The 13821-nt window shown below is 50.9% G+C and carries 22 protein-coding genes; 2 read left to right on the plus strand and 20 right to left on the minus strand.

What is annotated here, in order from left to right; translation table 11 throughout:
- Positions 1-11 precede the first annotated feature (11 nt).
- The 7 genes from rplV to rpsJ are packed head-to-tail and all read right to left on the minus strand — an operon-like array spanning position 12 to position 3381.
- Positions 12-344: a 50S ribosomal protein L22 gene (rplV, locus tag ACWHWP_RS21815; protein ID WP_002919773.1), complete on the minus strand. Its 333-nt coding sequence runs from the start codon at positions 342-344 to the stop codon at positions 12-14.
- Between the two features lie 14 nt (positions 345-358).
- On the minus strand, positions 359-637 hold the full coding sequence (rpsS, locus tag ACWHWP_RS21820) for a 30S ribosomal protein S19 (RefSeq protein ID WP_001138117.1): 279 nt from the start codon (positions 635-637) through the stop codon (positions 359-361).
- Between the two features lie 16 nt (positions 638-653).
- A complete protein-coding gene (rplB, locus tag ACWHWP_RS21825; RefSeq protein WP_000301859.1) occupies positions 654-1475 on the minus strand; it encodes a 50S ribosomal protein L2 in 822 nt (273 codons plus the stop codon).
- A 17-nt stretch (positions 1476-1492) separates the two neighbouring features.
- Positions 1493-1795 (minus strand): 50S ribosomal protein L23, encoded by a 303-nt coding sequence (gene rplW, locus ACWHWP_RS21830; RefSeq protein WP_000617546.1) that lies wholly within the window; start codon positions 1793-1795, stop codon positions 1493-1495.
- Positions 1792-2397: a 50S ribosomal protein L4 gene (rplD, locus tag ACWHWP_RS21835; RefSeq protein ID WP_003031119.1), complete on the minus strand. Its 606-nt coding sequence runs from the start codon at positions 2395-2397 to the stop codon at positions 1792-1794. Before rplD ends, rplW begins: the two co-directional genes overlap by 4 nt.
- Positions 2398-2407: 10 nt before the next feature.
- Positions 2408-3037 (minus strand): 50S ribosomal protein L3, encoded by a 630-nt coding sequence (gene rplC / locus ACWHWP_RS21840; RefSeq protein ID WP_006178923.1) that lies wholly within the window; start codon positions 3035-3037, stop codon positions 2408-2410.
- Positions 3038-3069: 32 nt separating this feature from the next.
- Positions 3070-3381, minus strand: coding sequence for a 30S ribosomal protein S10 (gene rpsJ / locus ACWHWP_RS21845; RefSeq protein ID WP_001181005.1), 312 nt, complete (start codon positions 3379-3381; stop codon positions 3070-3072).
- Positions 3382-3761: 380 nt separating this feature from the next.
- Between rpsJ and ACWHWP_RS21850 the strand changes: the two genes are divergently transcribed.
- A complete protein-coding gene (locus tag ACWHWP_RS21850; RefSeq protein WP_447856377.1) occupies positions 3762-4235 on the plus strand; it encodes a prepilin peptidase in 474 nt (157 codons plus the stop codon).
- Here ACWHWP_RS21850 and bfr read toward each other — a convergent pair.
- From bfr to fkpA, 11 genes are all read right to left on the minus strand, one after another.
- Positions 4219-4695: a bacterioferritin gene (gene bfr, locus ACWHWP_RS21855; RefSeq protein WP_008503492.1), complete on the minus strand. Its 477-nt coding sequence runs from the start codon at positions 4693-4695 to the stop codon at positions 4219-4221. The two genes, ACWHWP_RS21850 and bfr, sit on opposite strands and share 17 nt — an antisense overlap.
- 72 nt (positions 4696-4767) lie before the next feature.
- Positions 4768-4962 carry a bacterioferritin-associated ferredoxin gene (gene bfd, locus ACWHWP_RS21860; RefSeq protein ID WP_008503493.1) on the minus strand — a complete coding sequence of 65 codons (195 nt, stop codon included), beginning with the start codon at positions 4960-4962 and terminating at the stop codon, positions 4768-4770.
- 179 nt (positions 4963-5141) lie between these two features.
- On the minus strand, positions 5142-6326 hold the full coding sequence (gene tuf / locus ACWHWP_RS21865; protein ID WP_014068448.1) for an elongation factor Tu: 1185 nt from the start codon (positions 6324-6326) through the stop codon (positions 5142-5144).
- A gap of 69 nt (positions 6327-6395) precedes the next feature.
- Complete coding sequence (gene fusA / locus ACWHWP_RS21870; protein WP_032662329.1) at positions 6396-8510, minus strand: elongation factor G; 2115 nt, start codon at positions 8508-8510, stop codon at positions 6396-6398.
- Positions 8511-8606: 96 nt separating this feature from the next.
- Positions 8607-9077, minus strand: coding sequence for a 30S ribosomal protein S7 (rpsG, locus tag ACWHWP_RS21875; protein ID WP_004106370.1), 471 nt, complete (start codon positions 9075-9077; stop codon positions 8607-8609).
- A gap of 96 nt (positions 9078-9173) precedes the next feature.
- A complete protein-coding gene (gene rpsL, locus ACWHWP_RS21880; RefSeq protein WP_000246815.1) occupies positions 9174-9548 on the minus strand; it encodes a 30S ribosomal protein S12 in 375 nt (124 codons plus the stop codon).
- Positions 9549-9672: 124 nt separating this feature from the next.
- Positions 9673-9960, minus strand: coding sequence for a sulfurtransferase complex subunit TusB (tusB, locus tag ACWHWP_RS21885; protein WP_063958059.1), 288 nt, complete (start codon positions 9958-9960; stop codon positions 9673-9675).
- A 7-nt stretch (positions 9961-9967) separates the two neighbouring features.
- A complete protein-coding gene (tusC, locus tag ACWHWP_RS21890) occupies positions 9968-10327 on the minus strand; it encodes a sulfurtransferase complex subunit TusC (protein WP_063430422.1) in 360 nt (119 codons plus the stop codon).
- A complete protein-coding gene (gene tusD, locus ACWHWP_RS21895; protein WP_033146792.1) occupies positions 10327-10713 on the minus strand; it encodes a sulfurtransferase complex subunit TusD in 387 nt (128 codons plus the stop codon). The genes tusC and tusD overlap by 1 nt, the downstream gene beginning before the upstream one ends.
- Positions 10713-11435 (minus strand): helix-turn-helix transcriptional regulator, encoded by a 723-nt coding sequence (locus ACWHWP_RS21900; RefSeq protein WP_003861697.1) that lies wholly within the window; start codon positions 11433-11435, stop codon positions 10713-10715. The genes tusD and ACWHWP_RS21900 overlap by 1 nt, the downstream gene beginning before the upstream one ends.
- Positions 11436-11600: 165 nt before the next feature.
- On the minus strand, positions 11601-12422 hold the full coding sequence (gene fkpA / locus ACWHWP_RS21905; RefSeq protein WP_025758059.1) for an FKBP-type peptidyl-prolyl cis-trans isomerase: 822 nt from the start codon (positions 12420-12422) through the stop codon (positions 11601-11603).
- A 238-nt stretch (positions 12423-12660) separates the two neighbouring features.
- Here fkpA and ACWHWP_RS21910 point away from each other — a divergent pair, with 238 nt between their 5' ends.
- The gene (locus ACWHWP_RS21910; protein ID WP_047345774.1) at positions 12661-12879 is read left to right on the plus strand and encodes a protein SlyX; all 219 of its coding nucleotides are present in this window, start codon (positions 12661-12663) and stop codon (positions 12877-12879) included.
- Between the two features lie 51 nt (positions 12880-12930).
- Here the strand turns inward: ACWHWP_RS21910 and slyD are convergent, their stop codons facing one another.
- A complete protein-coding gene (gene slyD, locus ACWHWP_RS21915; protein WP_063430420.1) occupies positions 12931-13521 on the minus strand; it encodes a peptidylprolyl isomerase in 591 nt (196 codons plus the stop codon).
- Positions 13522-13615: 94 nt separating this feature from the next.
- Positions 13616-13816, minus strand: coding sequence for a YheV family putative zinc ribbon protein (locus ACWHWP_RS21920; RefSeq protein WP_033146793.1), 201 nt, complete (start codon positions 13814-13816; stop codon positions 13616-13618).
- Between the last annotated feature and the right edge of the window lie 5 nt (positions 13817-13821).

Raw genomic sequence — 13821 nt, forward strand, 5'->3', positions numbered from 1 at the left:
TCTCCAGAGTCTCAGCGATCGGACACAACCACAGTAATGTGGCTGGTGCGCTTCAGGATGCGATCTGCACGACCTTTCGCACGCGGCATAATGCGCTTCATGCTTGGGCCTTCATCTACGAAAATTTTCGCGACTTTCAGATCGTCGATGTCAGCGCCATCGTTGTGTTCAGCGTTAGCAATGGCAGATTCCAGTACTTTCTTGACCAATACCGCAGCTTTCTTGTTGGTATAGGTCAGGATGTCCAGGGCCTGCGACACTTTCTTACCGCGAATCAGGTCAGCAACAAGGCGAACCTTCTGAGCAGAAGAACGAGCATGGCGATGTTGAGCTAAAGTTTCCATCTCTTCCTCCTACCTTATTTCTTCTTCGCTTTTTTATCAGCAGCGTGGCCGCGATAAGTACGAGTCGGTGCGAATTCACCCAGTTTGTGACCAACCATTTCGTCGGTAACAAAGACTGGAACGTGCTGACGACCATTATGGACAGCGATGGTCAAACCGATCATGTTAGGAAAGATCGTTGAACGACGGGACCAAGTGCGCAGGGGCTTCTTGTCTCCGCTTTCCACCGCTTTCTCTACCTTCTTCAGCAAGTGCAGGTCAATAAAAGGACCTTTCTTGAGAGAACGTGGCATGGCTTATCCTCTAAAATTATTTGCTACGGCGACGTACGATAAATTTATCAGTACGCTTGTTGCTGCGGGTCTTCTTACCTTTGGTCTGAACGCCCCACGGAGTTACCGGGTGCTTACCAAAGTTACGACCTTCACCACCACCATGTGGGTGATCGACTGGGTTCATCGCAGTACCGCGAACGGTAGGACGAACACCACGCCAGCGTGCAGCACCTGCTTTACCCAGAACGCGCAGCATATGCTCAGCATTGCCAACTTCGCCCAGAGTAGCGCGGCAGTCTGCTTCGACTTTACGCATTTCACCAGAACGCAGACGCAGGGTGACATAAGCACCGTCACGAGCAACGATCTGAACGTAAGTACCAGCGGAACGCGCCAGCTGACCGCCTTTACCTGGTTTCATTTCTACGTTATGAACGGTAGAACCAACCGGGATATTGCGCATCGGCAGGGTGTTGCCTGCTTTGATTGCAGCATCAACGCCAGACTGAATCTGGTCGCCAGCTTTCAGGCCTTTAGGGGCCAGGATGTAACGGCGTTCGCCGTCTTTGTACAGAACCAGCGCGATATTCGCGGAACGGTTCGGATCGTACTCAAGACGTTCAACAACTGCTGGGATACCGTCTTTGTTGCGTTTGAAGTCAACAATACGATAAGCCTGCTTGTGGCCACCACCGATGTGACGAGTGGTGATACGGCCATTGTTGTTACGACCACCGGATTTGCTGTTTTTTTCCAGCAACGGAGCAAAAGGTTTGCCCTTGTGCAGCTCAGGGTTAACCACTTTAACTACGTGGCGACGACCCGGAGATGTCGGTTTACATTTAACAACTGCCATTGTATTACTCCTCCGACTTACTCAGCGCCGCCAACGAAGTCCAGATTCTGGCCTTCTTTCAGGGTGACGTAAGCTTTTTTCCAGTCGCTACGACGACCGATACGCTGTCCGTGACGTTTAACTTTCCCTTTAACTACCAGGGTGTTAACGACTTCGACTTCGACTTCAAACAGTTTCTGCACAGCAGCTTTGATCTCTGCTTTGGTCGCGTCTTTAGCAACTTTGAGAACGATGGTGTTTGTTTTTTCCATCGCAGTAGACGCTTTTTCAGAAACGTGCGGTGCGCGAAGCACCTTCAGCAGACGTTCTTCACGAATCATGCCAGCATCTCCTCAACTTGCTTAACAGCATCAGCAGTCATTACGACTTTGTCGAAGGCGATCAGGCTAACCGGGTCGATACCAGTCGCGTCGCGTACGTCAACCTTGTGCAGGTTACGTGCGGCCAGGAACAGGTTCTCGTCCAGCTCACCGGTGATGATCAGCACATCTTCCAGAGCCATGTCTTTCAGTTTCTGTGCCAGCAGCTTAGTTTTAGGCGCTTCTACAGAGAATGATTCGACAACGATCAGACGATCCTGACGTACCAGTTCGGACAGAATGCTTTTCAGCGCGCCGCGGTACATCTTTTTGTTAACTTTTTGACTGTGGTCCTGTGGACGCGCAGCGAAGGTCACGCCACCTGAACGCCAGATCGGGCTCTTGATAGAACCTGAACGCGCACGGCCGGTACCTTTCTGGCGCCATGGCTTTTTGCCAGAACCAGTTACTTCAGCACGAGTCTTCTGAGCACGAGTACCCTGACGAGCACCAGCTGCATAAGCAACAACAACCTGGTGAACCAGCGCTTCGTTGAAATCACGACCGAAGGTAGTTTCGGAAACAGTCAGCGCGCTCTGCGCGTCTTTCAATACTAATTCCATTGCTATCCCCTTACGCCTTCACAGCTGGTTTAACGATCAGGTCGCTACCGGTTGCACCCGGAACTGCACCTTTAACCAGCAGCAGGTTGCGCTCAGCGTCAACACGTACTACGTCCAGGCTCTGAACGGTCACACGTTCGTTACCCAGCTGACCTGCCATTTTCTTGCCTTTGAACACTTTGCCCGGAGTCTGGTTCTGACCGATAGAACCCGGAACACGGTGAGACAAGGAGTTACCGTGAGTAGCGTCCTGGGTACGGAAGTTCCAGCGCTTAACGGTACCAGCAAAACCTTTACCTTTAGAGGTACCGGTTACGTCAACTTTTTTAACGTCAGCAAACAGCTCAACGCTAATGTCCTGACCTACAGTGAACTCTTCGCCTTCAGCAAGACGGAATTCCCACAGACCACGGCCAGCTTCTACGCCAGCTTTAGCGAAGTGACCCGCTTCTGGTTTGGTTACACGGTTAGCTTTTTTAGCACCAGTGGTCACCTGAACAGCGCGGTAGCCATCGTTAGCCAGATCTTTAACCTGAGTAACGCGGTTTGCTTCAACTTCGATTACGGTTACTGGGATTGAAACGCCATCTTCAGTGAAGATGCGGGTCATGCCCACTTTTTTACCGACTAAACCAATCATTGTATCAACCTCTCAATCGCTCGATGACCTGATTAACCCAGGCTGATCTGCACGTCTACACCGGCAGCCAGATCCAGACGCATCAGAGCATCAACGGTTTTCTCAGTTGGCTCAACGATGTCAACCAGACGCTTGTGAGTGCGGATTTCGTACTGATCGCGCGCGTCTTTGTTGACGTGCGGGGAGATCAGAACGGTGAAGCGCTCTTTGCGGGTCGGCAGCGGGATCGGACCACGGACTTGCGCACCAGTGCGCTTAGCAGTCTCGACGATTTCCGCGGTTGATTGATCGATCAGACGATGATCAAACGCTTTAAGGCGGATACGGATTCTTTGGTTCTGCATGAGACCAGAGCTCCAATTATTTTATAAACGAAAATGATTACTCCTCAAACCCATTACGATTGATGGGAGAGTGTAACCGTTCTTACGTAGCTCCCCAATTGGGAGCATTGTTGAGTAACAAAATGAGCTACTCTGGTTCTGATTGAACCCGCCGTCAATTACGACAAGCCCGCGCATTATACGTAAATCTGGGCAAGACGCAAGTGCCGTTTAGAAATTAAGCGCCTGAGGCGCAGTATGCTTAGGGGCGCGCAACTTTTTACGCAATGTATCCCTTCTCAATGCTTTGTCTGGAGCCCCTACGCAATTGTCGTTTTTGTAGATTGCCGGCCAGGCCGATTATAACGAGTATGCGCTCAAACCCTTTTGAGGCCTTTTCCATGTTAACCACCCTCCCCTTTTTGCTGGTCTATTTTTCTCTGACGGCCTTTCTTGTCCGTGCAGATATTCGCTACGGACTGCTTCCCGATAAATTTCTCTGCCCGCTGCTATGGACGGGCCTGCTCTTTCAGCTCTGTGTCCACCCTGATTTTTTGCCTAGTGCGGTGGTGGGTGCGATGGCTGGATATATCGGCTTTGCCGTTATTTACTGGGGGTATCGGTTTATCTGCCGGCGTGAAGGGATGGGATATGGCGATGTAAAATACCTGGCGGCGCTTGGTGCGTGGCATGGCTGGTGCATGCTGCCCTCGCTGGCGTTACTCGCTGCGCTTATGGCGCTACTTAGCATTCTTGTATTTTCGTTTCTCACCCCTGATAAAGGGGCATTAAAAAACCCACTGCCTTTTGGGCCATTTCTGGCGGCAGCGGGTTTATGCGTAGGCTGGAAGACGGTGGTTACTCTTCCACTTTGATCTGCGACTGTAGGTAGTTCTGCAGGCCGATTTTAGCAATCAGATCCAGCTCCGTTTCCAGCCAGTCAATGTGACCTTCTTCATCGGCCAGGATCTGGATCATCATATCGCGGCTGACGTAGTCATGTACGCTGTCGGCATAGGCAATGGCTTCACGCAGATCTTTGGCGCCTTCAAGCTCCAGCCTAAGGTCGGAACGAAGCATCTCTTCGACATCTTCTCCAATGCCCAGCTTTCCGAGATCCTGCAGGTTAGGAATGCCTTCAAGGAATAAAATACGCTCGATATATTTATCAGCGTGTTTCATTTCATCAATCGACTCATGGTACTCAACGTCGTTTAAACGCTTAAGTCCCCAGTTTTTGAACATTCTTGCGTGAAGAAAGTACTGGTTGATTGCGACAAGCTCATTTCCCAATAATTTATTGAGATAACTTATGATTTTAACATCACCTTTCATTATATAGTCCCTCCGCTTCCACTCATTGAAGCGTAGATCGGGCTACAGGGATGTCAAAAAAAAGATAGGTGCTTACGCGATCTCTTTGTATTCCGGGATCTGCATCAATTCGTCCTGCATAATCTCTCGCGCAGCACGTACACATTTACCGCATTGATTTCCAACCGGAACAAACTTGCGAAGCTGCTGAAATGACTGAGGCTGAAACTGGCGAACGGCCTGACGTATTTTTTTGTCGCTTACACCATTACATAAACAAACGTACATAGAGACTCCCGTTCAAAATATGCGCAAAGTGTAAGTGAGAATGGTTATGATTACAATAGCACAAGCGCCGGAATACGGGGCGGGAGCGGGCAAAAAATGCGAAATTTTGTGACAGACTTTTAGCGGCAGAAAACAAAAAAGGACGCCGAAGCGTCCTTTTTTTATTCGGGGATAATTAATTAGCCCAGAACTTTAGCAACAACGCCCGCGCCAACGGTACGGCCGCCTTCACGGATTGCGAAACGCAGACCGTCGTCCATCGCGATTGGGTGGATCAGAGTCACAACCATCTTGATGTTGTCGCCTGGCATTACCATCTCAACGCCTTCTGGCAGTTCGATGGTACCGGTCACGTCAGTTGTACGGAAGTAGAACTGTGGACGGTAGCCTTTGAAGAACGGAGTATGACGGCCGCCTTCGTCTTTGGACAGGATGTACACTTCAGATTCGAACTTGGTGTGTGGCTTGATTGAGCCTGGCTTCGCCAGTACCTGACCACGTTCGATTTCTTCACGTTTGATACCACGCAGCAGAACACCAACGTTCTCACCAGCACGGCCTTCGTCCAGCAGTTTGCGGAACATTTCAACGCCAGTACAGGTAGACTTCGCAGTCTCTTTGATACCAACGATTTCAACTTCTTCGCCAACTTTGATGATACCGCGCTCTACACGACCGGTAACAACGGTACCACGACCGGAGATGGAGAATACGTCTTCGATTGGCAGCAGGAATGGCTTATCAATCGCACGCTCTGGTTCTGGGATGTAAGAATCCAGGAAGCCAGCCAGTTCGATGATTTTCGCTTCCCACTCAGCTTCGCCTTCCAGCGCTTTCAGAGCAGAACCACGAACGATTGGGGTATCGTCGCCTGGGAAATCGTACTGAGACAGCAGTTCACGAACTTCCATCTCTACCAGTTCCAGCAGCTCTTCGTCATCAACCATGTCGCATTTGTTCAGGAACACGATGATGAAAGGAACGCCTACCTGACGACCCAGCAGGATGTGCTCACGAGTCTGAGGCATTGGGCCGTCAGTCGCAGCAACAACCAGGATCGCGCCGTCCATCTGCGCAGCACCGGTGATCATGTTTTTAACATAGTCGGCGTGGCCTGGGCAGTCTACGTGTGCGTAGTGGCGAGTCGGGGTGTCATATTCAACGTGGGAAGTGTTGATGGTGATACCACGAGCTTTTTCTTCTGGTGCGTTATCGATCTGGTCGAATGCACGAGCAGAACCACCGTAGGTTTTAGCCAGAACGGTAGTGATTGCAGCAGTCAGGGTAGTTTTACCATGGTCAACGTGGCCGATAGTACCAACGTTGACGTGCGGTTTTGTACGTTCAAATTTTTCTTTAGACACGGCTATATTCCTTACTATAGTGCTCTCCCCTCTGGAGAGAGCACGGGACTTAGGTTTTAATCCTGTGGATTACTTACCACGGGCTTCAATAACGGCCTGAGCAACGTTGTTAGGCGCATCATCATACTTCAGGAATTCCATGGTGTATGATGCACGACCTTTGGTCAGAGAACGCAGCTGAGTTGCATATCCGAACATTTCAGACAGCGGAACTTCAGCGTGGATCTTAACGCCAGTTACTTCGGATTCCTGACCACGCAGCATACCGCGACGACGGCTCAAGTCACCGATAACGTCACCGGTGTTCTCTTCAGGAGTTTCTACTTCAACCTTCATGATTGGCTCAAGCAGAACTGGTTTTGCTTTCTTAAAGCCTTCTTTAAAGGCAATAGACGCAGCCAGTTTAAACGCCAGTTCAGAGGAGTCAACGTCGTGGTAAGAACCGAAGTGCAGACGAACACCCATGTCAACAACCGGATAGCCAGCCAGAGGGCCCGCTTTCAGCTGTTCCTGAATGCCTTTATCAACGGCTGGGATGTATTCGCCAGGAATTACACCACCTTTGATGTCGTTGATGAACTCGTAACCTTTAGGGTTAGAGCCCGGCTCCAGTGGGTACATGTCGATCACAACGTGACCGTACTGACCGCGACCACCAGACTGCTTAGCGTGTTTACCTTCAACATCGGTAACTTTCGCACGAATCGCTTCGCGGTAAGCAACCTGAGGTTTACCCACGTTCGCTTCAACGTTGAATTCACGCTTCATACGGTCAACGATGATGTCCAGGTGCAGTTCACCCATACCAGCGATGATGGTCTGGTTAGATTCTTCATCAGTCCATACGCGGAATGATGGGTCTTCTTTCGCCAGACGGCCCAGAGCCAGACCCATTTTTTCCTGGTCAGCTTTGGTTTTTGGTTCAACCGCGATGGAGATTACCGGCTCAGGGAATTCCATACGCTCCAGAATGATCGGGTGATCCGGGTCACACAGGGTGTCACCAGTGGTCACGTCTTTCAGACCGATAGCTGCAGCGATGTCGCCCGCACGAACTTCTTTGATCTCTTCACGTTTGTTAGCGTGCATCTGTACGATACGGCCAAAACGTTCACGCGCCGCTTTCACGGAGTTCAGGATGGTGTCACCGGAGTTAACCACACCAGAGTAAACGCGGAAGAAGGTCAGGTTACCCACGAATGGGTCGGTAGCGATTTTGAACGCCAGTGCAGAGAATGGCTCTTCGTCGCTTGCGTGACGCTCTGCTGGAGTATCTTTACCGTCGTCCAGGATGCCGTTGATCGCAGGAACGTCAACCGGGGATGGCAGGTAGTCAACTACCGCATCCAGCATTGCCTGAACACCTTTGTTCTTGAACGCAGAACCACAGGTTACCAGGATGATTTCATTGTTCAGAACGCGCTGACGCAGAGCTTTTTTGATCTCTTCTTCAGTCAGTTCTTCACCACCCAGGTATTTCTCCATCAGCTCTTCAGAAGCTTCAGCAGCGGATTCGATCAGGTTCTGGTGCCATTCGTCAGCCAGGTCCTGCATTTCAGCCGGGATATCTTCGTATTCGAAGGTAACGCCCTGGTCTGCATCGTTCCAGTTGATGGCTTTCATTTTCACCAGGTCGATAACGCCGGTGAAGCCTTCTTCAGCACCAATTGCCAGCTGCAGCGGAACAGGGTTCGCGCCCAGACGGGTTTTGATCTGACCAACAACTTTCAGGAAGTTAGCACCCATACGGTCCATTTTGTTAACGAACGCGATGCGTGGAACTTTATATTTGTTCGCCTGACGCCATACGGTCTCAGACTGTGGCTGAACACCACCAACTGCGCAATAAACCATTACCGCGCCGTCAAGAACACGCATGGAACGTTCTACTTCGATGGTGAAGTCAACGTGGCCCGGGGTGTCGATGATGTTTACGCGATGCGGTTCGTACTGCTTAGCCATACCTGACCAGAATGCAGTAGTCGCTGCGGAGGTGATAGTAATACCACGCTCCTGCTCCTGTTCCATCCAGTCCATGGTGGCTGCGCCGTCATGAACTTCACCGATTTTGTGGTTTACACCGGTGTAGAACAGAATACGTTCGGTAGTAGTGGTTTTACCGGCGTCGATGTGCGCACTGATACCGATGTTACGGTAGCGTGCGATGGGTGTTGTACGAGCCATTTGATTCCTCGTTTATATCTTTAGGCGTTCAGTTAAGTTACCCAGAGCGGGCGGCTTCTCTGAAGCGCCCGCCTGGTGACTAATACTCCGAAGGGATTACCAACGGTAGTGTGCGAACGCCTTGTTGGCTTCTGCCATACGGTGAACGTCTTCACGTTTCTTAACTGCAGTACCTTTGTTGTCTGCAGCATCAGAAAGTTCGTTCGCCAGACGCAGAGCCATGGATTTATCACCGCGTTTACGAGCAGCTTCAACGATCCAACGCATTGCCAGAGCATTACGACGAACCGGACGAACTTCAACTGGAACCTGATAAGTAGAACCACCAACGCGGCGGGACTTAACTTCTACGGTAGGGCGAACGTTGTCGAGAGCGACTTCGAAAGCTTCCAGTTCATTTTTACCAGAACGCTGAGCCAGGGTCTCAAGCGCGCTGTATACGATTGCTTCTGCAGTAGATTTTTTACCATCTACCATCAGGATATTTACAAATTTTGCCAGCAGTTCTGATCCGAATTTCGGATCTGGAAGAATTTTACGCTGACCAATGACGCGACGACGTGGCATGGGAATACTCCGTTGTTAATTCAGGATTGTCCAAAACTCAAAGAGTTTAGTTTGACATTAAGATAAATCAGTTTGGCCTTACTTAACGGAGAACCATTAAGCCTTAGGACGCTTCACGCCGTACTTGGAGCGAGCCTGCTTACGGTCTTTAACACCTGAGCAGTCGAGCGCACCACGAACGGTGTGGTAACGAACACCCGGAAGGTCTTTAACACGACCGCCACGGATCAGGATCACGGAGTGTTCCTGCAGGTTGTGACCTTCACCACCGATGTAGGAAGTCACTTCGAAACCGTTAGTCAAACGCACACGGCATACTTTACGCAGTGCGGAGTTTGGTTTTTTAGGAGTGGTGGTATATACACGAGTACATACACCACGTTTCTGCGGGCAGGCTTCCAGCGCAGGCACGTTGCTCTTTGCAACTTTGCGTGCGCGTGGTTTGCGTACCAGCTGGTTAACTGTTGCCATTAAATAGCTCCTGGTTTTAGCTTTTGCTTCGTAAACACGTAATAAAACGACCTCATACAATATGAGGACGCGAAATTTTAGGGCTACGTCGAAAAGGTGTCAAGAAATATACAGCGATCTCAAATCACCAGTTCATTTGACTGGCGTGTATCACAGTAAGATTGACGAAATCAGTATAGCCAACCACGTCAACTTTGGCTGAAATTTGACCAGATAGTCCTCGCGCATCAAGATCCTCTTTCAGCGCAGAGACAGATATGGGGGCATTGCAGAGGATTTCAACGAAACGACTGCCTTCAAGCGCGGCAAGTACACCATCCTGAATCAGCAGCAGGTCGTCACCTTCGCGCAGCATACTCAGTAACGCGTCGATATCACATTGCCACGGTGAATGGCTCAGAGTATGGAGCATGGCAGCCTCAGAAAGTCAGAACGGTGTCGTAGTGGGAAAGGTGTTCGCGCAGTGCAGCAGAAGACAGCGTTGTCACATCCAGCACGAAAGGCGTTGCCTCATTTAAACCGCGCGCGGCCAGGGAGTCGGCACAGACATAGCACGTTTCGATGTCGTAAAGCGGTAAAACTTTGAAGGTTGCAATGTAATCCCGCGCCAGAATGGCCTGAGGCTGTTGCCCCGCCAGAAGCTGAAATACACCGTCCCCCAAAAAGAAGACGCCAATATCGTCGGTCAGCGCTGATGTCGCGAGCAGCGCATCCAGCCCTTCTCTGCCGGACGCATTACCGTGCGGCGCGGAGGAAAAAACAAACGCGACACGCTTCATCAGAATTGCACCACTCTGTCGCAGGTTAACGCCGCCTGTGCCAGTGCACCCAGACCACTCAACGAAAAACCGGGCTGCAGGTTAGAACCCGATAAACCAAGCCGGGCGGCTTCGGTTGCATCGGTCACGCCGCGGCGCAGTGCCGCCGCAACGCAGATATGCAGTTCTACGCCCTGCTTTTCGTTTAATGCCTGCCAGGCGCGCACCAGATCAAACTCATCGCTCGCCGGTGACGTAAACTGGTTCGCGTTATACACCCCTTCCCGATAGAAGAAGACGCTTGCCAGCTCATGTCCGGCCGCCAGTAGCGCATGCGCAAACTGCAGCGCGCTGCTGGCCTGCTGAGTACCGTACGCCGGGCCTGTCACCATTAACGCAAAACGCATTACTTGTCTTGTCCCAGGAAATCACCGCTTTTGAACTGGCGGATGTAGAGGTAAACCGTGTGCTTGGAGATGTTCAGACGATCGGCCACCTGATTGATGGCGTCTTTAATATCAAAAATTCCTTTCTCATAGAGATTAAGCACGATCTGGCGATTCTTGGCGTTGTTCGAAACGTTGCGATCGGCATTCACCTCTTCAATCGTAAACTCAAGCGTCTGAGTCACGAGATCTTCAACGGAGGAGGCAAAGTTAACAGAAGAGCCCACATCCGGCGTTTCTGGTGGAATAAAGGTGCTCATGATTTGCGAGAATGGCACATCAAGGTTCATGTTGATGCACAGCAGACCAATTACACGATGCTCGCGGTTTCGAATCGCGATGGTTTCTGATTTCATCAGCACGCCGCTTTTGGCGCGGGTGAAATAGCATTTGGAGACGCTGCTGTCCGCGCCGGTCATGTCATGCAACATACGCAATGCAAGGTCGGTGATTGGCGAACCAATTTTACGGCCAGTATGCTCACCATTCGCAATGCGGATGGCGGAACACTTCAGATCTTGCAGGGAGTGCAATACGATTTCGCAGTGGGAGCCAATGAGCATCGCTAACCCGTCCACCACCGCTTCATAGGATTTCAGAATATCGAAGTCGGTCTGATCGAAAGGACGTTGATCCAGCAAATCAAGTTCACTGGTTTCGTTGGTTAAAAGCGACCTGGACATGAAAAAAACACTCCTTTTCAGGAGCCTGTCGTTAGGTTTTCAGGGCAGGCTCATTATCTACACGGACAACTAAATTAATACAGCGTGTATAGCGCTTTCCAGTGTTAATTATATCTGCCCCACAATAAAAAAACCGCCGCCTTAAAGGCGGCGGTTTTTATCACATTACTTCTTAGCGTCTGTCGCGGCTTTTTCTTCAGCCGGCGCGTCTGCCTTTGCATCCGCTTTCGGTGCCGGTTTGATATCCAGTAGCTCTACGTCAAAGACCAGCGTAGAGTTGGCAGGGATACCCGGAACGCCGGTTTTGCCGTACGCCAGATCTGGTGGGATAACCAGCTTGATTTTGCCGCCTTTCTTGATGTTTTTCAGGCCTTCAGTCCAGCCAGGGATCACACCATCCAGACGGAAAGAGAGCGGCTCACCACGGGTGTAAGAGTTATCGAACTCTTTACCGTCGATCAGCGTACCTTTGTAGTTCACAACAACGGTATCGCTGTCTTTAGGCGCATCGCCGGTGCCTTCTTTCTCAACTTTGTACACCAGACCAGTAGAAGAGGTTTTCACACCCTTCTCTTTAGCAAAGGTATCGCGGTAGGCTTTGCCTTTCGCTTCGTTGTCTTTAGCGTCCGCTTCCATCTTGGTCTGAGCGGCACCCTTCACACGCGCTTCAAACGCCTGCAGAGTCTGTTCGATTTCCTGGTCAGACAGCTTGCTCTTATCTGCAAATGCGTCCTGAACACCGGCGATCAGCTGAGCTTTATCCAGTTTGATGCCCAGTTTCTCTTGTTCTTTCAGAGAGTTTTCCATGTAACGACCCAGAGATGCGCCGAGTGCGTAGGCGGATTTCTGGTCGTCATTTTTGAACGCCGCTTTGCTGTCTGCAGTGGCAGCAGGCTTCGCAGCAGTATCAGCAGCGAATGACAGCGGCGCGTTCAGCGCAACAGCCATCGTCGTCGCCAGCAGCGTTACTTTAAACAGTGATTTCATCCATATCTCCAGGGCCTGGGGACTCTCACCCCAGCATTAAACGTAAATGAGTTACGTACTATAAATCGTTGCGGAAGAAATCTACAGACAGACTCCCCCGATTCTCGCCACTTTTCAGACTATTTTTGTTTAAATAAGTTTCTTGCTGCAGGGATGAATACTGCACTCAGGGATAAACTCGGTTAAACTTCGCCGCCGCTGACCCATTATGGCGAATCAGAAACAGACGAGGTGAATCATGAAGGACACGATGATAGAAGAGAGACTGGCCGAGCTTGAAAGCCGCCTGGCTTTTCAGGACATCACCATCGAAGAGCTCAACCAAACGGTGACCGCCCACGAGCTAGAAATGGCAAAACTGCGGGATCTGCTGCGTCTGCTCACTGAAAAAGTGAAGGCCACACAGGCATCGCACATCGCCTCTCAATCTGAAGAGACGCCACCACCTCATTACTGAGGCGTAAAAAAAGCGGGATTATCCCGCTTTTTTATTTTCCGCATGACGGAATTAGTGGCAACCGCAGCCGCCGTTACCGCAACCACCTTTACCGTGGTCGTGACCATGGCCGTGATCGTGGCCGTGACCACCGCAGCAGCCGTCGTGGCCGTGATCGTGGTCATGGTCGTGGCCGTTTGCACCGTGAACGTGGCCATGAGCCAGCTCTTCTTCGGTTGCTTCACGGATAGCGACAACTTCTACGTTGAACTTCAGGTTCTGGCCAGCCAGCATGTGGTTGCCGTCAACCACAACGTGGTCGTCTTCCACTTCGGTGATTTCAACAGGAACCGGACCCTGGTCAGTTTCAGCCAGGAAGCGCATGCCAACCTGCAGCTCGTCAACGCCCATGAACACGTCTTTAGGAACGCGCTGAACCAGGTTGTCGTCATACTGACCGTAAGCGTCATTCGCGCCTACAGCAACGTCAAATTTGTCGCCAACTTCATGACCTTCCAGCGCGGTTTCCAGGCCAGAAATCAGGGAGCCGTGACCATGCAGGTAGTCAAGCGGCGCACTCACCGGAGACTCATCAACCAACACACCGTCTTCTGTACGTACCTGATAGGCCAGGCTGACCACCAGGTCTTTTGCTACTTTCATGATATCTCCTGAGCGTGGGAAAATTGCTGGCGCAGATTGTAGCGGAAATCTGCACCCGTGTACCCTTTAGCTTAAAAAAACTCAGGCGATATCGCTAGTCCGGATGAAAAATCCCGATAACTTGCTCTTCTTTGCGTACATGATCGCGGGCCTCTTTATCGGCCTCACGCATCTGGTGACCGCACTTAACACACTCAACAACATCAACATTATTTTCCCGCCACATCGCCAGGGTATCTTGCGCCTGGCAGGTCGGGCATTTTGCACCCGCAATAAAGCGTTTACGTACAGCCATCTTTC

The organism is Enterobacter sp. WI-ESBL-E8 (assembly GCF_053364895.1).